Annotated in this window: 19 protein-coding genes and 1 pseudogene; 12 read left to right on the forward strand and 8 right to left on the reverse strand. The window is 56.8% G+C overall.

Annotated features, from left to right (window positions below; genetic code table 11):
* The first annotated feature begins 1 nt into the window (after position 1).
* From AC1ME2_RS24520 to AC1ME2_RS24555, 8 genes and pseudogenes are all read left to right on the forward strand, one after another.
* The gene (locus tag AC1ME2_RS24520; protein ID WP_480437555.1) at positions 2–3,709 is read left to right on the forward strand and encodes a hypothetical protein; all 3,708 of its coding nucleotides are present in this window, start codon (positions 2–4) and stop codon (positions 3,707–3,709) included.
* Positions 3,706–4,773: a hypothetical protein gene (locus AC1ME2_RS24525; RefSeq protein ID WP_480437557.1), complete on the forward strand. Its 1,068-nt coding sequence runs from the start codon at positions 3,706–3,708 to the stop codon at positions 4,771–4,773. Before AC1ME2_RS24520 ends, AC1ME2_RS24525 begins: the two co-directional genes overlap by 4 nt.
* A 103-nt stretch (positions 4,774–4,876) precedes the next feature.
* A complete protein-coding gene (locus AC1ME2_RS24530; protein ID WP_480437558.1) occupies positions 4,877–5,884 on the forward strand; it encodes a hypothetical protein in 1,008 nt (335 codons plus the stop codon).
* Positions 5,885–5,889: 5 nt separating this feature from the next.
* Positions 5,890–6,948: a hypothetical protein gene (locus AC1ME2_RS24535; protein WP_480437559.1), complete on the forward strand. Its 1,059-nt coding sequence runs from the start codon at positions 5,890–5,892 to the stop codon at positions 6,946–6,948.
* Positions 6,949–7,019: 71 nt separating this feature from the next.
* Positions 7,020–8,570, forward strand: coding sequence for a nitric oxide reductase transcriptional regulator NorR (norR, locus tag AC1ME2_RS24540; RefSeq protein ID WP_480437560.1), 1,551 nt, complete (start codon positions 7,020–7,022; stop codon positions 8,568–8,570).
* A 247-nt stretch (positions 8,571–8,817) separates the two neighbouring features.
* Complete coding sequence (gene brnQ / locus AC1ME2_RS24545) at positions 8,818–10,131, forward strand: branched-chain amino acid transport system II carrier protein (protein WP_480437561.1); 1,314 nt, start codon at positions 8,818–8,820, stop codon at positions 10,129–10,131.
* A 316-nt stretch (positions 10,132–10,447) separates the two neighbouring features.
* Positions 10,448–10,648: pseudogene (locus AC1ME2_RS24550) on the forward strand (DUF599 family protein); the annotation flags it as partial.
* Complete coding sequence (locus AC1ME2_RS24555; protein WP_480437562.1) at positions 10,648–11,043, forward strand: MAPEG family protein; 396 nt, start codon at positions 10,648–10,650, stop codon at positions 11,041–11,043. The pseudogene AC1ME2_RS24550 and the gene AC1ME2_RS24555, both read left to right, overlap by 1 nt.
* 92 nt (positions 11,044–11,135) lie before the next feature.
* Here AC1ME2_RS24555 and AC1ME2_RS24560 read toward each other — a convergent pair whose 3' ends face one another.
* Positions 11,136–11,393, reverse strand: a complete 258-nt coding sequence (locus AC1ME2_RS24560) for a hypothetical protein (protein ID WP_480437564.1) — start codon at positions 11,391–11,393, stop codon at positions 11,136–11,138.
* 162 nt (positions 11,394–11,555) lie between these two features.
* Here AC1ME2_RS24560 and AC1ME2_RS24565 point away from each other — a divergent pair, with 162 nt between their 5' ends.
* From AC1ME2_RS24565 to AC1ME2_RS24580, 4 genes are all read left to right on the forward strand, one after another.
* Positions 11,556–12,038 (forward strand): PaaI family thioesterase, encoded by a 483-nt coding sequence (locus AC1ME2_RS24565; RefSeq protein ID WP_480437567.1) that lies wholly within the window; start codon positions 11,556–11,558, stop codon positions 12,036–12,038.
* Positions 12,035–12,478, forward strand: coding sequence for a PaaI family thioesterase (locus AC1ME2_RS24570; protein ID WP_480437569.1), 444 nt, complete (start codon positions 12,035–12,037; stop codon positions 12,476–12,478). Before AC1ME2_RS24565 ends, AC1ME2_RS24570 begins: the two co-directional genes overlap by 4 nt.
* A 103-nt stretch (positions 12,479–12,581) precedes the next feature.
* Positions 12,582–14,489 carry a molecular chaperone HtpG gene (gene htpG, locus AC1ME2_RS24575; protein WP_480437571.1) on the forward strand — a complete coding sequence of 636 codons (1,908 nt, stop codon included), beginning with the start codon at positions 12,582–12,584 and terminating at the stop codon, positions 14,487–14,489.
* 66 nt (positions 14,490–14,555) lie between these two features.
* A complete protein-coding gene (locus AC1ME2_RS24580) occupies positions 14,556–15,284 on the forward strand; it encodes a dienelactone hydrolase family protein (RefSeq protein WP_480437574.1) in 729 nt (242 codons plus the stop codon).
* Positions 15,285–16,036: 752 nt separating this feature from the next.
* Here AC1ME2_RS24580 and AC1ME2_RS24585 read toward each other — a convergent pair.
* The 7 genes from AC1ME2_RS24585 to fabA all read right to left on the reverse strand — a co-directional run bounded on the left by AC1ME2_RS24585 (position 16,037) and on the right by fabA (position 24,928).
* Positions 16,037–17,275 (reverse strand): ISL3 family transposase, encoded by a 1,239-nt coding sequence (locus tag AC1ME2_RS24585; protein WP_480437575.1) that lies wholly within the window; start codon positions 17,273–17,275, stop codon positions 16,037–16,039.
* Between the two features lie 78 nt (positions 17,276–17,353).
* Positions 17,354–18,205 carry a pirin family protein gene (locus AC1ME2_RS24590; RefSeq protein ID WP_480437576.1) on the reverse strand — a complete coding sequence of 284 codons (852 nt, stop codon included), beginning with the start codon at positions 18,203–18,205 and terminating at the stop codon, positions 17,354–17,356.
* Positions 18,206–18,271: 66 nt separating this feature from the next.
* Positions 18,272–18,691 (reverse strand): OsmC family protein, encoded by a 420-nt coding sequence (locus tag AC1ME2_RS24595; RefSeq protein ID WP_480437577.1) that lies wholly within the window; start codon positions 18,689–18,691, stop codon positions 18,272–18,274.
* Positions 18,630–21,725, reverse strand: coding sequence for an EAL domain-containing protein (locus AC1ME2_RS24600; protein ID WP_480437579.1), 3,096 nt, complete (start codon positions 21,723–21,725; stop codon positions 18,630–18,632). The genes AC1ME2_RS24595 and AC1ME2_RS24600 overlap by 62 nt, the downstream gene beginning before the upstream one ends.
* Entirely contained in the window at positions 21,713–22,927 is a 1,215-nt protein-coding gene (locus AC1ME2_RS24605) for a substrate-binding domain-containing protein (RefSeq protein WP_480437581.1), read from the reverse strand. The genes AC1ME2_RS24600 and AC1ME2_RS24605 overlap by 13 nt, the downstream gene beginning before the upstream one ends.
* A 254-nt stretch (positions 22,928–23,181) precedes the next feature.
* On the reverse strand, positions 23,182–24,402 hold the full coding sequence (gene fabB, locus AC1ME2_RS24610) for a beta-ketoacyl-ACP synthase I (protein WP_480437582.1): 1,221 nt from the start codon (positions 24,400–24,402) through the stop codon (positions 23,182–23,184).
* Positions 24,403–24,412: 10 nt separating this feature from the next.
* Entirely contained in the window at positions 24,413–24,928 is a 516-nt protein-coding gene (gene fabA / locus AC1ME2_RS24615; protein ID WP_480437585.1) for a 3-hydroxyacyl-[acyl-carrier-protein] dehydratase FabA, read from the reverse strand.
* Positions 24,929–25,116 lie beyond the last annotated feature (188 nt).

The raw sequence follows: 25,116 nt of genomic DNA on the forward strand, positions 1-25,116 counted from the left end.
TATGGCCAAGAGCACATTGAGTGACGGCCCCTGCTGCGAAATCAATAAGCTGATCGTGCAGGTCACCGGCAATCAGCATTCTACCCGTCAGCGTCTGGCCATCTACGACAAAACCGGCGCTCAACGCCTGGACGCCCTGACAAGCGAAGACCGGCCTGAAACCCAAGACAGTCCCTATTTCACTGCCAGCACCCTGCACGTCTGGAGCTGGAAAAGTGACTACACCCACCGCCTGTGGCTGGAAATCGACACGGTCGACGGCAGTCCCATTCGTCTGCTCTTGCCCGAGGTCGCGATCACCCTTCGCCAGTTCGACGCGCAGTGGAACCAGATCGTGCCAGTGGTGCCCTTCGTCGCGTTGCCCGGCGCCAACAGTGCCCACGATCACGGCACGCCGGTGTTGTGCCGCGCCGGGTTCATTTATGTCTTTTTGGGCGACCGGCTGTGGCGCGAGCTGGAAGTGCGGGTCGCAGACGAGCAGACCACCTATCACGACATCGACCTGAACCGTTATCGCATGGGTGACGAGATCGACCCCGGCCCTCGACTGGCCACCGGGCAAGCGCTGGAAGACATCTGGCTGCCGTCCAACTGGAACGATCAACAGGTGTCGCCGCAGCTCTGTTTCAGCGAAGTGCAGCTCAGCGGGCCGCGCTTGCGACGTCTTGAGCAAGACCCGGCGTTGCGCGCCCAACGCTGCCAAAGTCCGGACTTGCGCAGCTCGCAAGACAAGGTCAAGCGTGTGTTCCGCGATAAATCGGACGGCGCCGCAATGCTTGAGGCGTTCAGCGCATTCGATGCCTATGACGCGGCCAATCAGTCTGCGGCGGGCGCGGCTCATGTCGCCTGGCTCAACCTCAAGCAACACGCGTTTCCGGTCAGCCTGGTCGCCCCGCAACGCGCCCGGCAGCCCGGTTACGAATGGCTGCTCGACCAACCGGGCCGCTACCTGTGCGACCTGAGCGGGCAGTTCCCGATCATTGCCTTGAGCGCAGCGCGCCAGCATGTGGTTCGCTGTGAAAAGGGTGAAGTGGCCTATCAGCCAACCTCTGTGGAAACCGGCGCCTGGGCCCATTGGCTGGAACAGGTGTGTAATCCCGAAACCCAGATCGCCGAGGAGTTCTGGCAAGAGCAGCCGGCGGTGGCTGATGTGCTGTTAAGTGCACGAAAACGCGAGCTGTACGGCGTGCTGTTGCACGACGCGCACTATCGCCTGCGCCACGTACAGACGCGGATTCACGACCAGCAACACCTCCTGAACCTGTGCGCCCAGCGCGCCAGCCATTACGCTCACCACGCCAGCGCGCTGTTGGTGCAACAACTGATCGTGCCGCAGACCTTAGGTGGACAGAAAAATCCGCTGCACCAGCGTATGGAGAAGCTCAAGGATCAGGGCCGGATCGACATCAACCGCTTCACCGCCACCGGCGAACGAGCGCAACTCTGGCGTCAGTTGGACATGAGTCAGGCGCTGCTGAGCAACGCACTGCAACAACCGGAAACCGAACAGACCCTGGCCGATCACCTGAGCCTCGACGGCTTTGACTACGTCGCCGCCATGCACTTCGTCAGTCGGCTGTTCGCCAGCCTCGCCCTGACCCCCACGCAAATGGACCCCTTTGCGGTCAACGGCGATGTCACTGACGCGGTGACTGGCATCAGCCTCTACAGCCCCAAGGCCAGTGCCGGGCAACAACTGATCAGCCGAATTGCCAATGAAGAAGGGCATGGGTTGCATCGGATGCTGTGGCCCGACCTCGCACAGCAGGACATGGAGGCGCCGTATGTTCAGCCCACGGTCGCAGACATCAATGGCGGAAACGGTCTTTTTCGGCCGAACGAACTGCTCAGGGCCATCAACAGCGACGCCGTCGATGCCACGCAACTCAATACGCTCGACGCCCATTTACTGGCGGGTTTGCTGGAAAGCGGCAGCCTCAACAACACCCTGACCGGCACCCTGAAAGTCGTCGCGGCGACCTTGATCAGTTTCCACGAAAACCTGCAAGGTTCGGTGGATGTGGCGGAACAGGCGCTGCACGCAACCCATCACATCCCGGTCCCTGGCACCGAACGCCCAGCCCCGGCGCTGAACATGCGCCAACGCCAACGGGCCTTGGCGCAACTGCGCAGCATGCTGCCAGGGGCCTTTGGCGATGCACATTTCATTCGCCACCAAGAGGCGAGAAACAAGAACTACTACGTGTTCGGCCTGACCGACCTGCCTGAGATATCAGAGCGCCTGCGACGGCCTCACCTCGACTATCGAGGCCCCTCCGGGTTGTCGAAGGTTGGCCAGGAGCATTACCGCACCGGGGGCGACCTGCGAGCGAATACCGTGGTCATCGCCATGCCCCACGATCATCGGATGTCGCGACTGATCAGCGGCGTGAACCAACGCGTCAATGCGGCATGGCAACTGAATATGGCCGCGCAGACCACTACTCAGGGAACGGCCATACAGGATGCGGTGAAGAGTCGGAATGCATTGCAGAGCGAGTGGATGTATCGGGCGCTGAACTCGACACCGTTTGCGGCGGCGGTGGGGATGTTGGAATTGTGGAATTTGAGGAGTGAGTGGAACAGTCGAGAACTGGCCTATAGAGAGAAGGGAGGCGTCAGGGTTGGATTAGGTCTACTAGGCGCTGGAGCTGATTTAACAATTGCGATGGAAGCTTTAACCGTAAAACTAGTCGGTAGCCAATCCATCCTAGCCGTCGCTCGCAAAACCCTTTTTGTCATCCCTCAAGCTTTTAGCACTCAAGTATTGGGCGCAAAGCTAGCCAAGCGCCTCGTCGATACAGTCACCACCCGTTTGCTCGGTCAGATCGTAGCTGGGGCGATTTTTGTCGGCCTCAACCTCTATGACGCCTGGCATGCCTATCAATGGGGCGACGATGCCATGTGGGGGCATCTGCTGATGGCTGCGGGTGGCCTGACCGGCATCGCCAGCACCTTGATGGTCGGTGGCGCCACCTTCCTTGGCTTGGGCCCAATGGGCTGGATCATGTTGATAGCGATCAGCGTTGGCCTGGGGCTGGTTTACTGGCTGAGTGCTTCGCCCATCGAAGACTGGCTCCGCGCGGGTCCGTTCGGGCCTGACAATGGCCGAATTTCACACCTGCAAGATCCAGATCAAGCCTTCTACTACCTGGTCAGTCTGTTCGCAGATATCCGGATCACCGTTGAGCGCAATCCGGAATACACACTTCCCGCCTACCACCAGGAATGGAATTCGGTGCCCGTTGAGGTACGCAGAGCGGATACCCGCATCCGCATCGAGAGCAACTTGCCCGGCCTGCTGACCGGGCTTGGCGACCTCAGCCTCACGGTCTCGTGCGCGATGCTGAAAGTGCGCAGACTCCATGACCGCTTGAATGGGCAGACCCACGAGGAAACCCAGCTATTCCCCGAGGCGAAGCCCAATGCCTACCGGCGACTGCACGATGCCTTGGAGATATTCGTCGAGACACCCCTGAATACGCGCATCGAAGCCTCGCACTCGAACGACTCTGTGTCGGTACACGCTGTATGGAAGGTCCGCGCCCAACTGATAGTGACCGATGGCAGTTCAACTTGGGTGTTCCCTGCACCAACGCCTAAAGATCCAACGTCCTTTGGCCCGGCTCACGCTAAACCGAACTTTGAGGAAGTCGAACAATTGTTCTGGGCCGACGAAATCACCCATAAAGCGCGGAGCGGCCAATGACTCCCATACGCTCGTCTTACTACGCGGCCACGGCTTATCATTCTGGGCGTGTACCCAAACAGCCACCTTCGGCAGAGCGCTCGTGGATACGACGCTTTGCCAAAATTCGTCTGCCGTGGGGTGCGACGCAGGAAGTTGCCCCGGATGATTTTTTGAGGGAAGCGGCACCAAGGAACCTGCGTCATGTGGAGAAAGGTCAACAGGAAAAGAAAGAAAAGTTGGCACTGGGTACTTATGTCCCGGCGCCTTATGAACATGTTGATTTTCATGATCAAGCGGATCATGAGTGTTTCAGGTTTTCGTTATGGTCGAAAAAATCACAATTCTGGGTGTACCTACTTATATTTGGTAAAGGGTTTTTTTTGTTTCTACTCCCGTTAAGCTTATTTTCATTCGTCGCCCTTGGACTTTCCTTAAAAGAATCTTGGAGCGATCTAGCGAAAGAGTTAATGTCAGGGCTTTACTCTTGGTTGTTAGGCATCCCTCTACTCTGCTGGGCACTCGCCTCATTAGTCATCCGCTACTTCCCCCACCTCTGGGTCAAACCCTCCCGAGGCCCCATCTGGGAGATCAACCGTCGCACGGGCCTCGTCACGCTGTTCGATTACGACAATAACGGCGAATACAAAAAGAACGGCACCATTGGTGAACTGACCGCGCCGTTTTATGAGTTCGACGCCTATATTGCCACGACCCCGGACCGTCAGGGCTTGCCGATGAACGTGCTGTACATCGCCCACCGCTATCGCGACATCGTCATCAACTTCGGCGCTCTGGTTCCGCCGGGCGCTGGCGAGTTGTGCTGTGCCCTGTGGGATTTTTTGCAGAACTACATGGACACCAGCCGCCCGCTGCCCGACTTGCCGCGCTACGAAGAATTCCGTCACCTCGACCCTGTGACGGCCCAATACGACCGCGAAATCGGCCGCAATCCGCGACTGTGGATCGACATGGACGACGAAACGTTTGAAGGGGCTCTCTACCACATGCGTGGCCAGATCGATCAGATCGACACCTTCCGCCGCCCGAACTTGATGGCGCGTTATGTGGAGTATGTCGATTGAATTCCAGGGACATGACCTACGCCAAACCGAACTTCGAGAAAGTCGAACACCTGTTCTGGGCTGATGAAACCACCCATAAAGCGCCGAGCGGCGAATGACGGCCATGAACTCGTTGCTGAGTGATGCCCTCCAGCAGTCGGAAACCGAGCAAACCCTGGCCGACCACCTGAGCCTCGACGGTTTCGACTATGTCGCCGCCATGCACCTTGTCAGTCGGCTGTTCGCCAGCCTTGCCATGACTCCCGCGCAAATGGACTCCTTTGCGATGAACGGCGATGTCACCGACGCCTGGCAAGCCTATCAATGGGGGGACAACGCCATGTGGGGTCATTTGCTGATGGCCGCAGGGGGCTTGACCGGCATCGCCGGCAGTCTGATGGTCGGCGGCAGCACCTTCCTCGGCTTGGGGCCAATGGGCTGGATCAGCTTGATATTGATCAGCGTCGGTGCGGGCATCGCCTACTGGCTCAGCAGTAACGCGGTCGAAGACTGGCTCAGCGCGGGCCCCTTCGGTCCCTTCAGCGACCGAATTCCCCACCTGCAAGATCCCCAGCAGGCCTTCTACTACCTGGTCAGCCTGTTTGCCGATATTCGCATCAGCTCGCGCCCTAATCCGGACCACGAATTCGCCCCCAAAATCAATGACTGGGATCCGGTACCCATGGACGTGCGAAAGGCCAATACCTGCATTCTGATCGAGAGCAATCTGCCGGGGCTGTTGAGTCAGGAACTCGAAATGCTGGCTGAATGCCGATTGCAAAAGACAGAAGCCTATTACACGTCGCGCCACGAATGGAGTCATCAGCGCAGTCAACTGACCCAGGAGAAACCTGTTGCTTACCGGTCCTTGCCCAATGGGCTGGAATTCTTTGTCACGTTGCCACGTAACCAGCCAGCGGAACCGTCGCAAAGCACACCGGCCCATGTATACCGCTGGTTGGTCCGTGCGCAACTGTCATTGAAGGACGGGGATCGCACTTGGGTCTTCCCCGCGCCGCCGCCGAAAGATCCAACGCCATTCGGTCCGGCTCATGCCAAAGCGAACTTCGAGGAAGTCAAACAACTGTTCTGGGCCGACGAAACCACCCATAAAGCGCCGAGCCAGGAATGACGGCCATGAACTCGTCTTACTATGCGGCCACGGCCTATCGTTCCGACCGTATTCCCAAACAACCGCCGTCGGCAGAGCGCTCGTGGATTCGGCGCTTTGCCAAGATGCGGTTGCCGTGGGGTATGACGCAGGAAGTTGCACCGGATGATTTTTTGAGAGAGGCGGCACCAAAAAATCTGCGTCGTGTAGAGAAAGGTCAACAGGAAAAGAAAGAGCAGTTGGCCTTAGGTACTTATGTGCCATCACCCTATGAACATGTTGACTTCCATGATCGGGAAGATCACGAGCATTTCAGGTTTTCCTTGTGGTCAAAACGCTCCCGGTTTTGGATGTATATGCTCCTATTTGGGAAGTGGGGATTCATTATCATATCCCCCGTTTATATAATCACTTTGCTAGCGGGTGCCACAAAATCAAGGCTGCCTTATTTAGAAGCTCTACTTTCGTTAATCGAAGCATCAGCCCATGTATTTATATTACCTCAACTTATTGGCTGGGCTCTTGCCTCGTTAGTCATCCGCTATTTCCATAAATTCTGGGTCAAACCCTCCCGAGGCCCAATCTGGGAAATTAACCGTCGCACCGGCCTCGTCACCCTGTTCGATTACGACAATAACGGTGAATACAAAAAGAACGGCACCATCGGTGAACTGACCGCGCCGTTCTATGAGTTCGACGCCTACATCGCCACGACCCCGGACCGTCAGGGCTTGCCGATGAACGTGCTGTACATCGCTCACCGCTACCGGGATATCGTCATCAACTTTGGCGCGCTGGTTCCGCCGGGCGCTGGCGAGTTGTGCTGTGCCCTGTGGGATTTCCTGCAGAACTACATGGACACCAGCCGCCCGCTGCCGGACTTGCCGCGCTACGAAGAATTCCGTCACCTCGACCCTGTGACGGCCCAATACGACCGCGAAATCGGCCGCAATCCGCGACTGTGGATCGACATGGACGACGAAACGTTTGAAGGGGCTCTCTACCACATACGTGGACAGATCGATCAGATCGACACCTTCCGCCGCCCCAACCGGATGGCGCGGTATGTGGAGTATGTTGATTGAGTAAACGCTTTCAGGCGGTTCATGCAGTTAGCCTTACGTGGTAGGTTGTGCTGCTGATCACTGGAGTCTAAATGACTAACCCTTTACTGCTGGCCTTGGTGCCGCTGGTCGCCGATCTTTCCCGCGAATTGCCGGATGACGAACGCTATCGACGCCTGCTGCGCGCCTTGCGTCAGATACTGCCTTGCGATGCCGTTGCGCTGCTCAAGCTCGAGGGCGATGTGCTGATTCCGCTGTCGGTAGACGGGTTGAGCCCGGATACCCTGGGCCGACGCTTCAAGGTCGAGGAGCATCCGCGGCTTAAGCTTCTTCTTGAGGGTCGTGGCCCAATCCGTTTTTCCACCGACTGCGGCTTGCCTGACCCTTACGATGGTTTGGTCGAAGGCCATCAGGGGCATCTGGAAATCCACGATTGTCTCGGCTGTCCGTTGTACCTCCAGGACAAACTCTGGGGTCTGATTACCCTGGATGCGCTGGACCCGTCGAACTTTGGCCGGGTAGATCTGGACAATCTCGAAGCGTTCGCTGGCCTTGCTGCGGCGACAGTCATGGCCAGCGAGCGGATTAATCAACTGGCGCGCAACTTCGAAGATCAGCGCCAGTTGGCTGAGGTCTATAAACGTGCGGCAGGCGGGCGTCGGCCGCGTGAGCTGATTGGCCAGAGCCCGGTTCACAAAGGCATGCAGCAAGAGATTCAACTGGTGGGCAACAGCGCGTTGTCGGTACTGATCACCGGGGAAACCGGCGTTGGCAAAGAGCTGGTGGCGGAAGCCATCCACCTGAATTCGCCACGGGCGCAGAAACCGCTGATCAGCCTCAACTGCGCGGCGCTGCCAGAGTTGCTGGTCGAAAGCGAGCTGTTCGGCCATGTCAAAGGCGCGTTCTCTGGCGCAGTCAGTGGCCGTGGCGGTAAATTCGAACTGGCCGACGGCGGCACGATTTTTCTCGATGAAGTCGGCGAGTTGCCGCTTCCGGTTCAAGCTAAATTGCTCCGGGTGTTGCAGAGCGGTCAGTTGCAGCGCGTGGGTTCCGATCAGGAACACCATGTTGATGTGCGAATCATTGCCGCCACCAACCGCGATCTTGCCGAAGAAGTGCGTGCCGGGCGTTTTCGTGCCGACCTCTATCACCGGCTGAGCGTCTACCCGTTACGGGTACCGCCGCTGCGTGAACGCGGGCGGGATGTACTTTTGTTGGCCGGGTTTTTTCTTGAAGAAAATCGCGCGCGCATGGGGCTGCGCAGCCTGCGATTGAACCCGGACGCCCAAAAGCTACTGGTGAGCTATTCGTGGCCGGGCAACGTCCGCGAGCTGGAACACTTGATCAGTCGCGCCACACTCAAGGCCCTGTCGAGCCACGCCGAGCGTCCACGTATTCTCACCATTGAGTCCTCTGCGCTAGGGCTGGATGAGGACATGCCGATGGTTGCGCACGTCACGACTGGCGACGTGCCCAGGGTTAAGGAGGGCGAGGGCTTGAAGGCGTCGGTCGATGCTTATCAGAAGGTGCTGATCGGTGAGGCATTGACCCGACATCAGGGCAAGTGGGCCGACGTCGCCCGTGAACTCGGCCTGGACCGCGCCAACCTGAGTCGCCTGGCCAAGCGACTGGGGATTCGTTGAGGTTGGTCAGGCACCCACAACGCATTGACTGTCACAAATGCGACACTGAAAGTCGTTAATGGGACAGTGCGCCCTACAACAGTGCGTTCCATGACCTGATTCGTTAGGCTACTTGCCATTTTGCGCCCCGGGTCCCACAAGGAGCCGTTGCGCCTTACGGGTCTGTCTTATAAGGACAGGCCGCATTTCCCTAACCCTCTGGGAGATCCCCCTCTAAATTCCGATTCAGTAGTGTGGTATTTCCGTAATGAAAGTGTTGAAAGGCCAGGACATTCTGGCACTTGGTTTTATGACGTTTGCCCTGTTTGTAGGGGCTGGCAACATCATCTTCCCTCCTATCGTTGGTTTGCAGGCCGGGCCGCATGTCTGGATGGCGGCGCTGGGCTTCCTTGTCACTGCGGTGGGTCTTCCCGTGGTCACGATCATCGCACTGGCTAAAGTCGGCGGCGCAATGGACGCCCTGAGCAGTCCGATCGGCAAAGTCGCTGGCGGTATTCTTGCGGCAGTCTGCTACCTGACGGTGGGGCCGTTATTCGCGACCCCACGCACGGCAACGGTGTCGTTCGAAGTGGGGCTGGCACCCTTGACCGGGAACACCCCCCTGGCGTTGTTCCTGTATAGCCTGGTGTACTTTATCGTCGTGTTCTGGGTGTCGCTGTATCCAGGCCGCCTGCTCGATACTGTGGGCCGCTTCCTTGCTCCCCTGAAAATCTTCGCGCTGGCCGTGCTGGGTATTGCAGCGTTCGCCTTGCCCGCGGGTGGCATCGGTGTTGCGGAGCCGGCTTACGTGGCGGCGCCGTTCTCTCAGGGCTTTATCAACGGGTACCTGACGATGGATACCCTGGGCGCGCTGGTCTTCGGCATTGTCATCGTCAACGCCATCCGCTCACGAGGCGTTGATTCGCCGCAACTGATCACCCGGTACGCGATCATGGCCGGGCTGATCGCCGGCCTTGGTCTGGCGCTGGTCTATATCTGCCTGTTTCGCTTGGGAGCGGGCAGCCATGCGATAGCGGCAGGTGCGAGCAACGGTGCCGTCGTGCTGCACGCCTACGTGCAACATACCTTCGGTTCGTTGGGCAGTGGTTTTCTTGCGGTGCTGATCTCGTTGGCCTGCCTGGTGACGGCCGTCGGCCTGACCTGTGCCTGTGCCGAGTATTTCAGCAACATTTTGCCGCTGTCTTACAAAACACTGGTGATCCTGCTGGCCGGGTTTTCGTTGCTGGTGTCCAACCTGGGTCTGACTAAGCTGATTCTATTCTCCATTCCGGTGCTGACGGCGATCTACCCGCCGTGCATCGTCTTGGTGGCGTTGAGCTTCTGCAAGGATTTCTGGCACTCACAAGGTCGCATCGTGGCGCCGGTGATGTTGGTATCGCTGTTGTTCGGTCTCATCGAGGCCTGCAAGGTGGCGAAATTGGCTGATTGGCTGCCGACTCGACTGGCGCATCTGCCTTTGAGTGAGCAGGGCCTGGCGTGGCTGGTGCCGGCGTTGATTACACTGGTCGGCGCCTTCATCTGTGATCGTCTGCTGGGTAAACGCCGCGAAGCGCTGGCCTGATCACTGCATTCACGTCGCGATGCTAAATCGCGACCTGTTGGCAGCATGCTGCAATCATTAAAAACCCCTGCAGTTCACACCTGGTGACGGTTTTTTTTGCCTTTCTGCGGGAGTGAATTCATTCGCGAAGGGGTCAGCTCAGACACACTGCGTTGCGCCATTCGCAGGCAAGCCTGCTCCCACAGAGGTATGCGATCTACTGTGGGAGGCTTGCAACTACGCGTCCCGCTGCGAATGATGCGACTCGATATCGCTGACCCACCAGACAAAGAAAAGCCCGGCCATTTTGAGCTGCACCCCAAAAGTTGGACGCCCGTTCAACTTTGGGTTGCGCGCTTATTACTTTGGCATGACGATGCTTGCGTGGTTTGTCTGCCCTTGGTTATTCATGTTGATGAGTACGGGAGTGGTGCTGGTGTTGTACCGGCGCGCGTTTCATTCCGACGTGTTGCAAGTGATGGTTTATACCCAAATGGAGGCTCCCACGGCGGGGCCGATCAAGGAGACGGCAGTGTGATGAGTATTCCCTTCTGGTGTTTGTTTATCAGTGCAGTACTGATTTATGTGGCGCGGATTCCGGTCGCCAAAGCGATGAAAGAGCAGGGCGGTTATAACAACCATTTACCGCGCAGCCAGCAGGCGCAATTGACCGGTTATGGCGCCCGCGCATTGGCGGCGCATCAGAACAGTTTCGAAGCGTTCGTGTTGTTTTCAGCGGGGGTGTTTGTCGCCCATACCACGCAGACTCAAGGCTTTTTAATTGATGGGATCGCCATCGTTTTCGTGATTGCGCGTTTGATTTTTCTGGGGGCGTATCTGGCGGATATTCCCAACCTGCGCAGCCTGGCCTGGTTTGTCGGGTTGCTGTGTTCGTTGGTATTGATGCTCAGCCCACTGTTGCGCGGGTACTGACAGTAGGCAGGCACTGCATGACGCCTGCAAGTATCACTCACCCATAAAGCCCGCTACTGATAGCGGGCTTTATGGCCTGAAAACGGCTCAGCTTACTTGGTAGTGGTTGGGGCTGGCGCCTGATCATTGGCTTCTTTTGTGCGCGCTTGAGCGGCTTCAGCGTTTTTCTGAGCGGCTTCCTGACTTTCTTTGGCTGCGTCGTTTACTTTGTCCTGGGCCTTACTCATCGAGTCTTGTGACTCTTGGGCCGCCTTGTCGGCTTCCTGCTGTTTGTTTTCACTGGATTTGTCGCACGCGGCGAGACCCAAAGTGGCAGAGAGCATCAGGGCACAGACTAGATATTTACGCATGGGGTGTTTCTCCTTATGAATGATGAAGATATCTACGCCTTTCGAGCACCGTGCCACAAATTAAGTTCCACTTTTCCTACAGATATATAAAGGTTGATGCCTCGGGCGCTTTACCCTGCGGTTATGCTGGCGTCACCCAAGAACAATCAGAGACAACGTTCAATGAGCGAAAATTCCATCTTTAAGCGCGCGGAGCGTTTTGTTTCGGCGCTCAGGCATTGTCAGGTTCTGGGTTTGCGGGTCCACAGCGCGGATGCCGACGGCATGACTCTGATCCTCCCCTACAGCCCGAAAGTCGTCGGCAATCCGCAAACGGGTGTGATCCATGGTGGTGCGTTGACGTCGCTGATGGACAGCGTCTGCGGGGCTGCGACGCTCTGTGTGCTGCCGGAATTCGAAGTGTGTCCAACCCTGGATCTGCGCATTGACTACATGCATTCTGCTCAGCCACACGAAGATGTTTATGGTTTTGCCCAGTGTTATCGGGTCACCACCGACGTTATTTTTATCCGGGGGTTTGCCTATCAGGAGGACCCGCAACAGCCCATCGCCCACGTGGTTGGGACGTTCATGCGCATGGGCAAGGGCCGGGGCATGAACGGCAGCAAAGGATTGGGTGGCGCAGTCAATGGAGGTACGTTGTGACAATTGATTTCAAGGAACAGATTCGCCAGGCCCATGAGCAGGACAGCTATGAAGCGCTGTTCGAGCTGATTCCCTACGCCAGGCTGATCGGCATTGAGTGTTCGCGTCTGGAGGGTGAATTGATGTTTCGCTTGCCAGCCAATAAGGACAACATTGGCAACCCTCTGCTACCGGCCCTTCACGGCGGTGTGATCGCAGGCTTCATGGAGTTGGCGGCGGCCATGCACTTGCTGGTTGCCACGGGCTCGGGCTCTGCCCCTAAGATTATCGACTTCTCGATTGACTACCTGCGCGCCGGCTATTGCCGTGACACCTATGCACAATGCCAGGTCTGGCGGCAGGGGCGACGGGTGGCCAATGTCGCTGTTACCGCCTGGCAGAGCACCTCGGCTGAGCCGATTGCCACGGCGCGGGCGCATTTTAAAATCGAAGAATCGTAGATCGGTACGCTTAAGCCCTTGAAAAATCTGACCCAGCCCCCACTTTGATGACATCCCGCCGCTGTGTATGCGGCTTGTGCCATCTGATTGGAGTTTGATAACCATGAGTGTGGAAACTCAAAAGGAAACCCTGGGCTTCCAGACCGAGGTAAAGCAGCTGCTGCACCTCATGATCCATTCGCTGTATTCCAACAAGGAAATTTTCCTTCGCGAATTGATCTCGAACGCCTCTGACGCTGTCGACAAATTACGTTTCGAAGCCTTGTCCAAACCGGACCTGCTCGAAGGCGGCGCTGAGCTGAAAATCCGTGTGAGCTTCGACAAGGACGCGAAAACCGTCACCCTCGAAGACAACGGCATTGGCATGAGCCGTGAAGATGCGATTATGCACTTGGGCACGATCGCCAAGTCGGGTACCGCTGACTTCATGAAGCACCTGTCTGGCGATCAGAAAAAAGATTCACACCTGATTGGCCAATTCGGTGTGGGTTTCTATTCAGCGTTTATCGTTGCCGATAAGGTTGAAGTGTTCAGCCGCCGTGCCGGCGTGCCTGCTGGTGAAGGCGTGCACTGGTCGTCCAAGGGCGAAGGCGAATTCGAAGTCGCGACCGTTGAGAAAGCTGATCGCGGCACCCGTATCGTTCTGCACCTGAAAAGCGCTGAAGGCGAGTTCGCTGACGGTTATCGTCTGCGCAACATCATCAAGAAGTATTCCGATCACATCGCTTTGCCGATCCAGCTGCCGAAAGAACAGGCCGCCGCTGCCGAAGGTGAAGCTGCACCTGAGCAGGAATGGGAAACCGTCAACCGCGCCAGCGCACTCTGGACCCGCCCGCGCACTGAAGTGACGGACGAGGAATACCAGGAGTTCTACAAACACGTCGCTCACGATTTTGAAAACCCACTGAGCTGGAGCCACAACAAGGTCGAAGGCAAGCTGGAATACAGCTCGCTGCTGTATGTTCCGGGTCGTGCGCCTTTCGACCTGTATCAGCGTGAAGCGCCGCGTGGGCTGAAACTGTACGTCCAGCGCGTATTCGTCATGGACCAGGCTGAGTCGTTCCTGCCGTTGTACCTGCGTTTCATTAAGGGCGTGGTCGATTCCAATGACCTGTCGCTGAACGTTTCCCGTGAAATCCTGCAGAAAGATCCGATCATCGACTCGATGAAATCGGCGCTGACCAAGCGCGTGCTGGACATGCTGGAAAAACTGGCGAAGAACGAGCCTGAGCAGTACAAAGGTTTCTGGAAAAACTTCGGTCAGGTCATCAAAGAAGGCCCGGCAGAAGATTTCGCCAACAAGGAAAAAATCGCGGGTCTGTTGCGTTTTGCATCGACCCACGAAGACGGCGGCGAGCAAGTTGTCGCGCTTGCTGAATATCTGGCGCGCGCCAAGGAAGGTCAGGACAAGATCTATTACTTGACCGGCGAAACCTACGCTCAGGTCAAGAACAGCCCGCACCTGGAAGTCTTCCGCAAGAAAGGCATCGAAGTGCTGCTGTTGACCGACCGTATCGATGAGTGGCTGATGAGCTACCTCAGCGACTTCGACGGCAAAGGTTTTGTCGACGTGGCCCGTGGTGATCTGGATCTGGGCAAGCTTGATTCCGAAGAGGACAAAAAAGCCCAGGAAGAAGTCGCCAAGGATAAAGAAGGTTTGATCGAACGGTTGAAAGCCGCTCTGGGCGAGGCTGTCAGCGAAGTGCGGGTTTCCCACCGTCTGACCGATTCACCGGCGATTCTGGCGATTGGCGAGCAGGACCTCGGTCTGCAAATGCGTCAGATCCTCGAGGCCAGTGGCCAGAAGGTTCCTGACTCCAAGCCGATTTTCGAATTCAACCCGGCCCACCCGTTGATTGCCAAGCTTGATACCGAGCAGAGCGAAGAACGATTTGGCGACCTGTCGCACATTCTCTTTGATCAGGCGGCCCTGGCCGCAGGCGATAGCCTAAAAGACCCAGCCGCTTATGTGCGCCGTCTGAACAAGCTGTTGGTAGAGTTGTCGGTTTAAACACCTGGTATGAAAATCCCGCCTCGGCGGGATTTTTTTTGATGTTATTTTCTTTGGAGGTCAGCAATGAGCAACGTTACTGTTCGTTCAGTGGTTTATCAGATTGATGGCCAGCCCTACGAGAGCCGTTTGGTGTTTGATTCCGGTGACGTGTCCTTGCGTCCGGGCCTGGTGATGGCACCCAACTGGATGGGGGTCAGCGAAGGTGCGGAAAAAATTGCGCAGGCGGTGGCCGAACAAGGTTATGTCGTGCTGGTGGCTGATTTGTACGGTCAGGGCACGCGGCCGAGCAACGGCAACGAGGCGGGTGCTGCGATGATGCCGCTCAAAAATGATCGGGCCTTGCTGCGCAAACGCATGCAGGCTGCGCTCGAGGCATTGAAGTCTCAGACCGACGCCCCCGTAGACGCCCGCAAACTGGCGACTTTCGGTTTTTGTTTCGGCGGCTGCTGCTCGCTTGAGCTGGCCCGTACCGGTGCTGCGTTGAAAGCTGCTGTGTCATTTCACGGCACGCTGGATACGCCCAACCCGGCGGACGCAAAAAACATTCAGGGTTCGGTGTTGGTCTTGCATGGCGCTTCCGATCCATTGGTGTCTAAAGATCAACTGCCAGCCTTCGAGGCGGAAATGAACGCGGCGGGCGTGGATTGGCAATTGCTGAGCTACGGTGGTGCAGTGCATTCGTTCACTGATCCAGAAGCGAACGTGCCGGGCACGATGATGTACGACGCGAAAACCGCGAAGCGCGCGTTTGTATCGATGCACAATTTGTTGGATGAAGTGTTCAAGGGCTGACAGCTGAGGCACGGTCGGGCCGATCGCGCAGCAAGCTGGGTTGCGATTTGTGTGTCGTGATTGGTGGTGGTGTCAGATAAGACGCTTCGCGAATAAATTCGCTCCTACAGGGATTTTGATCTGCCGTTGGGGTTTTATGTGAATTGAGTATCGAATTACGGCAAGGCCCCGTTTCCAGAAGGCCGAGCGCAGGCGTTGCGCAGGGGGTAACGAGGCAAGGATGCCGAGTAAGCCGCACGGGGCCAGGGACGGCCCCTTGCGGCGACCCCCGGAGCAACGCCGGAGCGAGGGAAATCCGAGCTTAAGCGAGGATCCGTATGGCGGGGCAAGCGTTTTTGGGTACCTTTTAGGCGTTTGTAAAAGGTTCCTCGCTGTAAGAGCGAAACCGTAGTTCCAGCACACCCAAATGCCGGATATACACATCAAGACCAGCGCCAACACATTGTTTTTGAAGGATTAAAAAGCGGTTTGATGAGAGATGTCGTTCCGTCTGCGCCGCCGCGCTGTCGCGCAACAAACTGGGTGTTTGGTTCACTCTGAATACCCGCGGGAGCAGGCTTGCAACTACGCGTCCCGCTGCGAAAGCGTTGGATCAGGCTCAAATATTCCGCAAGTCATGACGCTCTTCTTTACACGGCGGGCCTCTTCGCAGGCAAGCCTGCTCCCACAGTTGATCTACTGCGTCAGAAAATAATCATTTAAAACCAATGACTTAAAGATTGTTTGAGGGGCTTCACCGGATCAAGTGGGTGTTATGAGTTTTGGAGACGTTCAGGGTATAAGTCCAAACCACCAAAATGAAAGTAAATGGCATTGCGAAAACGCTCCCGATTTCGAAACCCGCAAGAGCGTTGCTTGAGCCGTTGAATGCGTGCGTTCATGCTTTCTGCATGCCCGTTATGCAGGTTCAACACGATGGCGTTGACGATGCCCCAAAGTCGTCGCTTGATCGTTTTGGCGACTTTCCACATCGGTGGCAGCCCACTCTTCAAGGCCCACTCCAGCCAGTGGTTCCACTGTTGTTCGACCTCATCCCGATCCTTACCTCGCCACAACTGCATGGCCAGATCCTTGATCGCCCACGCTTTGGCTGTACGCAACGAACCCTCTCGCAACGACTCGAAGGTTGCCTGTTGTCGCTCGGTCAGGTTCTCGGCCCGCTTGAGCCAGACGTATTTCGTGTTCTTGAGCACCGTGGAGCCGGCCTTTAGCAGCTCGCGGTTTTCCATATGACGCACTCTGTCCAGCGCCTCACTTAACAGCTTGGCCACATGGAACTTGTCGAACGCTATTTTGTGCATGGCATCCGGAATATGACGCTGGGTCGCGCTGATAAAGGCGGGCCACATGTCCATCGAAACGCCCGTAATAGCTTGCTTTTGGTCGCTATTGAGCTTCGTATAAAACGCTTCCAGGCTCTGGGTGAGGTTGCCGTCTTCCACATGCAAGACCTTACCCGTTGCGGGGTCGGTCACCACGGTGACGTACTCGCGACGCTTTTGAAACGAAGTCTCGTCCACACATATCTGGGTCGGCGATAACGGTTTCCGACGCGCCAATCCGCGCCTTACGGCACGAGCCATGATTCGGTCAATGCTGCCCCAGCTCATCTGGAGTTGACGCGAGATCGCCTGAATACTGGCTTCCTGGATCCAGTTGATCACCAATGCTTCAAACATCAAGGTGAAACCTGAACCCACGTCTGCCCACGGAACCTCGGCGGTCACCACGCCATGTTCGGCGCAATGCACTCTGGGGATTTCAGCTTCAAGGATGGTCACGAACTGACACGTATCAAGATGCCGCCAACGACGCTTGCGTTTGTCATAACGCGAAGCGGGTAGGCCACATTGCGGGCAGGTAAACGCAGCAGCATCAGACACCCCAACGCCGACAACGACTTGCCCCAACGTTCGGTCAAGGTTAACTGCGACCACTTTCCACGGTGCCTGGAGCCCAAGGATTTGGGCGTATAAATCGATATCTTTCATGGGTAGGAGGATAGATTACCCACTCAAAACGGTGAAGCCCCTTGTTTGATAGGCGCGCGCTTGCCCGCGATGGCGCATTCAAGGCAACTCAATCCTCTCGCTTTCACCCGGCACCGTCGGCCAGTCACCGGCCGCCCAGCGAGCCCGTGCCTGATCGATCAGCGCCGGGTCGCTGGCCACGAAATTCCAGTTGATCCGTCGTGGTCCGTCCAGCGCGGCACCTCCGATCAGTACGGCATGACACTCGCTGTGCGCGAGCAGTGTCACGTCCTCGCCCGCTGGCAGCACGATCAAGCAGCGCGGCTCCACCGGCTCGCCATCCAGTTGCGCCTCACCTGTGAGCACATACAGCGCCCGCTCTTCGTGTTCAGTCGGGATCAGCAGCGCCGTGGCGGTTTGCAGGTTCACTTCGGCGTATAACGTCGGCGACAGCACTGGTACCGGTGACGTCAGGCAGAACCCGCTGCCGGCAATCATCCGAATACGGACCCCGAGGTTATCGCTTACCGGCAGCGTGTTCGCCGGGTGATGACTGTAGCTCCCTGGACCTTGTTCGTGTGCTTTGGGCGATGCCAGCCAAACTTGTAGCCCATGCAGGCGTGAGCCGCTGGTGCGCAGCTCCTCAGGGGTGCGCTCGACGTGCGCAATGGCTTTACCGGCGGTCATCCAGCTGACATCACCGGCCCGGACCCGTTGGTCGCTGCCAAGGCTGTCCTTGTGCAGGAGTTGGCCGTCGAACAGGTAGGTGAGGGTAGACAAGCCGATATGCGGATGTTGGCGGATATTCATGCCGCTGCCAGCCGGGTAATCCGTCTCCAGCATATGATCAAAAAAAACGAAAGGGCCAACGCTACGGCGTTTGGCCGACGGTAGAGGGCGCAGAATCGGCTGGCCTTCGACATCTTCGGCGCGGGGCTTGATTACGATCATGGGCGTCATCTCGGCAGGCTGTGCGGGTCGATGCATAAAGCATAACCCGCCTTGGCGCGTGCGGCGCTATTGGCCTGAAGCGCCTTCGGTCAGGTGCGTTTCGATAGTGACTTCAGTCGTGGTCATCAGTTTGTGTACCGGGCAGCGATCGGCGATGCGGTGCAGCAGGGTGCGCTGCTCATCGCTCAGCATGCCCTTAAGGGTCAGTTCGACACTCAAATGATACTTGCCTTCCCGTTCCTGGCTGCTGTCGTGTTTGACCTCGACGGTGACACCGGTCAGCGGGATGTCGTGTTGTTTGGCGTACAGTTTGAGCGTCAACGCCTTGCACGCACCCAGGGCTGTATCGAAATAATCATGAGGATCAGGCGCGGAGTCTTCGCCGCCTAGGTCCACAGGCAGATCGGTGAACAGCTCATGTTTGTCATTGATTTCTACGCTGTGACGGTAGCCATTGCTGGACAGCGTGTTGACAGTGATGGTCATGGAAAACCTCTGGGGATAAAAAGGAGCCTGGTGGTAGGGCGCAGGAGCATTGCGGTGTAAGCAGCTGTTCGATCGCCTGCGCCGAAACCGGTTTGCTGAACAGATAGCCTTGCATTTCATCACAGCCGTTTTCACGCAGGAACGCTTGCTGTTGTTCCGTTTCGACGCCCTCGGCGATCACGTTGAGATTCAGCGTGTGTCCCAATGAAATCACCGCCGTGGCGATGGCTTTGTCATTCTCGTTATCGGGAAGGTCACGCACGAAAGACTGGTCAATCTTCAGTCGAGCGATGGGGAAGCTTTTCAATGCTGCAAGGCTGGAGTAGCCGGTGCCGAAGTCATCGATCGAGAGGCGTATCCCCATCGCTTGCAGTTCTTTCATCTTGGTAATGGCTTGTTGAAGGTCCTGCATGATCAGGCTTTCGGTCAGCTCCAACTCAAGGTACATGGGGGCCAGTCCGCTCTCTTGCAGCGCATGCATCACCCTGCTGACCAAGTCCCTTTCGATAAATTGGCGTGCTGAAATATTGACCGACATGGTGATCGGGGGCATGCCCGCATCTTGCCAGGCTTTGTTCTGCCTACAGGCAGCGTGGATCACCCAGTCGCCAATGGGCACTATCAATCCGGTTTCTTCGGCCTGCGGAATAAATTTGATCGGAGAAACCATGCCGAGTTCGGGGTGCTGCCAACGGATCAGCGCTTCCACGCCGATGACCTGACCTGAATGTAAATCCACCTGTGGCTGATACAACAACAGGAACTCGTTACGGTCGATTGCATTTCGAAGCCCGTCCTGCATGGCGAGCTTGCCCTGATGCTTGCTATTCATCTCGCTGGTGTAGAACTGGTAACCATTGCGGCCCAGTTCCTTGGAGCGATACATGGCGGCGTCCGCATTTCTGAGCAAGGTGTCGGTGTCGGTTCCATCGGCAGGATAAGTGGCCAATCCCATGCTGCAGGTGACGTGGAGCTTGTGCCCGCCGAGCTGGATTGGCTGGAGGATGGCTTCCTGGATTTTCAGCAGGACGGGTGTGATTCCGTCAACGTCAGAAGGCTGATCGAACAGGATGATCACGAACTCGTCGCCACCCAGTCGAACGACCGTGTCGGTGCGCCGCACGCACTGCACCATTCGGTTGGCGACGGTTTTCAGCAGTTCATCCCCGGCGCTGTGGCCGAGACTGTCATTGACCAGTTTGAATTTATCCAGGTCGATGAATACGACTGTCACCATGCGATCATAGCGTTGAGCGTAAAGGATGGCTTGCTTGAGACGGTCTTCCAGCAGCGTGCGATTCGGTAGCCCGGTCAATGCATCATGGTCGCCCATGTAGCGGATGCGATTTTCTGTGTTCTTGCGTTCAATCGCGATCCCAGCAAGGTGCGTCGCTATACCAATCAGTTGCGTCTCGGCCTCAATCGGGCTGCGCACCGTGCGGGAATACAAGGCAAAGGTTCCCAGGACCTTTCGATCATGGGACATGATTGGGGTCGACCAACAGGCGCGCAAACCATAGGTCGCGGCGATTGATCGGTAATCCTCCCACAGGGGGTCCTGCTCGATATCAGTGACGATGACTGGTTCCCGTCGATACACGGCAGTGCCGCACGAGCCGACCTTGGGGCCGATCGCCACCCCGTCGATGGCTTGGGTATAGGACTTCGGCAGGCTGGGTGCTGCCCCATGCAGCAAATGCTTTCCCTCCTCGTCCAGCAGGAGGATAGACGCCATCATGTCCGCCAGTTGGGATTCAACCAAGTGAGCCAGACTTGCGAGGACTTCTTCAAGTTCGGTGCTTCTCGCGATCAGTTCAAGGACGTGGCCTTGCCCGATGCGTACAACGGCTTCCTGTTGCAATTGCGAGTTTTGTAACGCGAGCCGTTCTTTGACGGTACTCAATTCGGTGGTTCTGTTCTCAAGCTGCTGGCGGTCTTTCAGAAACTGATTCACGGCACGAGCCATGTCGCCGATCTCGTCTTTTTCCTGTACTTCCATCACTAACGGGGTGTCGTCTATGCGTTTTTTCCGCAGGTGGCGGCTTATCTCATTCAGGCGCACAAGCACATGCCGGCCCATAAATACACGCGTCACAAACCATGCAAGTATCAGGCTACCGCCTAGCATGATCAGCACCCATTGCTGGCTGCGATTGGAGGCCTCGACCAAGTGTTGCACGGCTCCCCGATAGTCTTGCGTGTAACCGTCGGATTGTTCGCGTGCAATAGCCACCAACGACTCAGCCTGATTTGTCAGCTCTTCATGGAAGCGCTGTAGAACTTCGTGCTGGTTGATAAGTTTCAGGCGCAGAGAGAACGGATCTTGTGCATCAGGGTCATTGGAGTCCGGTTGCTGTGATTGCAGTCTGACAAGAGCGCTTCGCGTTGAATCCGGTAATTTTCTTGCCGCATTGGCTTTGCGCTGGAACCGGGTACGCAACAGTTGTACTGCGTTGTTGTCACTCGCTGCGGGCAGGTCGTACAGTAAAACCGCCAGTTCAAGGCTGCCTTGAGTGTGAATCTCGACTAATCGGTCAGTACGATCCTTCAGGGTTTGCTCGAAGTTGACCTCGGTTTGCAGCATACCCTCCCGCAATTGCGCCACGATGTTAGCGGTATTGCGGAACAGTTGACTCGACTGATGCAAGTCAAGTATTGCGACAGCATTGCTGGCAGTCGTTAGCTGAACCACCAGGCGATCAAGTGTCTCAAGCTGTTTGACTGTCTCGGCGTAACTCGAGCGCAGCGTGTCAAAAGAGGGGGTGGTGAGCAGTTGTTCGGTCTGACGTTCTATCAGTAGAGTGCCCTGAAGCATGTCCTGCCCGGCTTGCATGCGGACCAGTTGCTCTTTTGTCAGCTCTCGGGTCGCGTTGTTTGACGTACGCAAGGCGTAGACCGCAGTCGCGCCACCCGCCAGAATCAGCAGGGCCAGCGCTAGAAAGACAAGTATGAACTGCGCGCGTAATGAGTGCGGCAGTAGCTGACGATACATGGCTGCGAGGCTGGAAGGCGCGCTCACTGTCAGCGGTTCCATAGGTGGCGATACATGTTTCGGTAGCCATTGTCAGGGTCGTACTGAAACTTCTTACCGCCGTCGAAGGTGACATTGTCTGCATTGACCAGATGAATCGGCGCCACGAATCCGCTGACGGGCTCCCCCGCGAAGCGCCGGTTCAATTCATCCAGCAGTTGCCATCCTTGCAGGTTCAGCGGCTCGGCCACTGTGACGGTCTGATAGGTTTTTGCCTGTATGCGTAAAAAAGCGGAAGCGCTGCCATCACCGGCCGACATTAAACTGAGTCCATTGCTCGGTATTCCGGCGCTGGTCAATGATGCAATTGAGTAGTCAAAATAGATATCGTTGATGGCCAGCGTATGCGTCCAGCGTTTGCCATAGCGCAGGAGCAGTTCCTTTGTAATCTCAGGCATACGCTCGCCACTCTCCGAGATTGCAACATCGCGTACTTCCAGCAGTGTGCATTCCTTGCAGGATCGGATGATGTCTTCCATGGCTTTGGCCTTGGCTGTGGCGATGCTGTATTTGGAGTCGGTCAGGATGACAACGCCAGCGTGGCCCTTTGATTGTGCCACTGCCGCCAATGCAGTGAGGCGAGCAACCTCCAAGGGGTCCGTCGTGACGTTCATGGCGATAGGCGTACCCTCAATCGGCCCAGGGCGCGCGCCGGCATGCCAGCCAACGACCGGCACGCCTTCACGGGCGAACGTTTCCAGCGCAGCATGGTTCTCAAGTGCATCGGCGCCGCACAGGATCAGGCCGTCGGGTTTTGCTGCCAGCGCGTCAGCAAAGGCCTTCGCACGTCCGGTTGATGATCCGCCGCCATCGAATATCTTGAGCGACCAGCCCATTACCGTGGCCGCTTCGCGCGCGCCCTGCGCGACACCGATAATCCCGCCGTTGCGTAAATCTTCTGCCACAAGGGCGATGCTCTTACCCTGCTGGGCAGGGGGGCCAGACTCTGGGCCGCTCCAGCGAGCAGCTCCCAGGGTTGCCTTGGCAACGATCTGCTGTGCCTGGTTCACGGAGACGGTGGAGTTTTGCACACCCTCGCTGGCGGCTGGACTTGTTAGGTTCTGGCCGTATCCGGGGGCAGTAGTAAAAAGACAGAAAGCGGTAATGGAGGAGACCATGAGCAAATAAGGTTTCCTCAATCGCTCAGGGCCATTGCTGCAGGATATGATGGGCCGGGGGGTGACATCGCGATCATATTCTTCCATGGCATCTCTTTCCGATGATCATGCGGCACCTTTGATAATCCGGCAGGACAATCAAGTGCCCTGTCAGCAGGTCCTGTAGAGGTAAAGTGCGTGAACTTCAGTCCTGAATATCCAGGAGAAAAGGTGGGGGCACAAAATAAGAAATGAAGGTGAAAACACATCCTTGACTACATCGAGATGATTTACAAGGTGCTGCTTTCGCGCAAAAAAAGAATAAAAAAACGGCACCCGAAGGTGCCGCTTTTATGCAGGGATTACTTACCCTGCCAGCGTTTCAGTACCAGGGTGGCATTGGTGCCACCGAAGCCGAAGCTGTTGCTCATGACCTGATCGATTTTGACGTTCTCACGGGTCTTGAGCAGGATCGGCATGTCGGCGACAACCGGGTCCAGTTCTTCGATGTTGGCAGAGCCAGCCATGAAGTTGCCTTCCATCATCAGCATGCAATAGATCGCTTCATGAACGCCGGCAGCGCCCAGGGAGTGACCAGACAGGCTTTTGGTCGAGCTGATGGCAGGCGCATTGGTGCCGAAGACTTCACGCACACCTTCCATCTCTTTTGCATCACCGACCGGAGTCGAAGTGCCGTGAGTGTTGATGTAGTCGATCGGACCTTCGATGGTGGACATTGCCATCTGCATGCAGCGAATGGCACCTTCGCCGCTTGGGGCGACCATGTCATAGCCATCGGAGGTCGCGCCATAGCCGACGATTTCTGCGTAGATTTTTGCACCGCGGGCCAGGGCATGTTCCAGCTCTTCAACCACGACCATACCGCCGCCGCCAGCAATGACGAAACCGTCACGCTTGGCATCGTAAGCGCGGGAGGCTTTTTCCGGGGTTTCATTGTACTGGCTGGACAGTGCGCCCATCGCGTCGAACAGGAACGACTGGCTCCAATGTTCTTCTTCGCCGCCGCCGGCGAAGACCACGTCCTGTTTGCCCATCTGGATCTGTTCCATTGCGTTACCGATGCAGTGCGCGCTGGTGGCGCAAGCAGAGGCAATGGAGTAGTTCAGACCCTTGATTTTGAACGGGGTGGCCAGACAGGCGGAGACCGTGCTGCTCATGGTCCGCGTGACGCGGTATGGGCCAACGCGCTTGACGCCTTTTTCGCGCAGTATATCCAGTGCTTCCATCTGGTTCAGCGTCGACGCGCCGCCGCTACCGGCAATCAGGCCGGTGCGCGGGTTGGAAACCTGATCTTCGGTCAGGCCCGAGTCGATGATTGCGTCTTTCATGGCCAGGTAAGCGTAAGCCGCTGCGTGGCCAACGAAACGATAGATCTTGCGATCGATCAGTTCTTCGAGGTTGAGGTCAATGGAGCCGGAAACCTGGCTACGCAGACCCATTTCGGCATATTCCGGGTTGAAACGGATGCCAGGGCGACTTGCACGCAGGTTTGCGGAAACGGTGTCTTTGTCATTGCCCAAGCAGGAAACAATGCCCAGACCAGTGATAACGACGCGGCGCATGCGAATACCCTTAGAAGTTTTCAGTGGAGGTGAACAGGCCGACCCGGAGGTTCTCGGCGCTGTAGATTTCGCGACCATCTACGCTAACGGTACCTTCGGCAATTGCCAGGACCAGTTTTCCGCGCATGGTGCGTTTGATTTGAATGTTGTAAGTGATTTTTTTGGCGGTCGGAAGCACCTGACCGAAAAACTTCACTTCGCCCGACCCCAGCGCCCGACCACGGCCGGGATTGCCCTGCCAGCCGAGATAGAATCCGACGAGTTGCCACATGGCATCAAGGCCCAGGCAGCCTGGCATCACCGGGTCACCTTCGAAGTGACAGGCGAAAAACCACAGGTCCGGATTGATATCCAGCTCGGCGACCAATTCACCTTTACCGTACTTGCCACCCTCGGCACTGATATGGGTGATGCGATCAACCATCAGCATGTTCGGGGCGGGCAGTTGCGCGTTACCTGGGCCGAACAGCTCGCCTCGACTGCAGCGCAGCAGATCTTCCCGGGTATAGGCGTTTTGTTGGGTCATGCGAGCTCCTCAATAATCCTGTGCGGCAGGGTAAGGCAATTTTCCTGTCCGGCTGACGCGCCAGGTCTCTGCCGTCAGCCTACTCATAGACTATTGCGTTGTAGTGAAAGTCACAGCACAAGGGAAATGAAAGTACACTTGTGCACTGAAATTATTATCCCGGCAGCGTTTGCGAGCCGATCGGGTCA

This window comes from Pseudomonas sp. ASL9 (assembly GCF_056680335.1).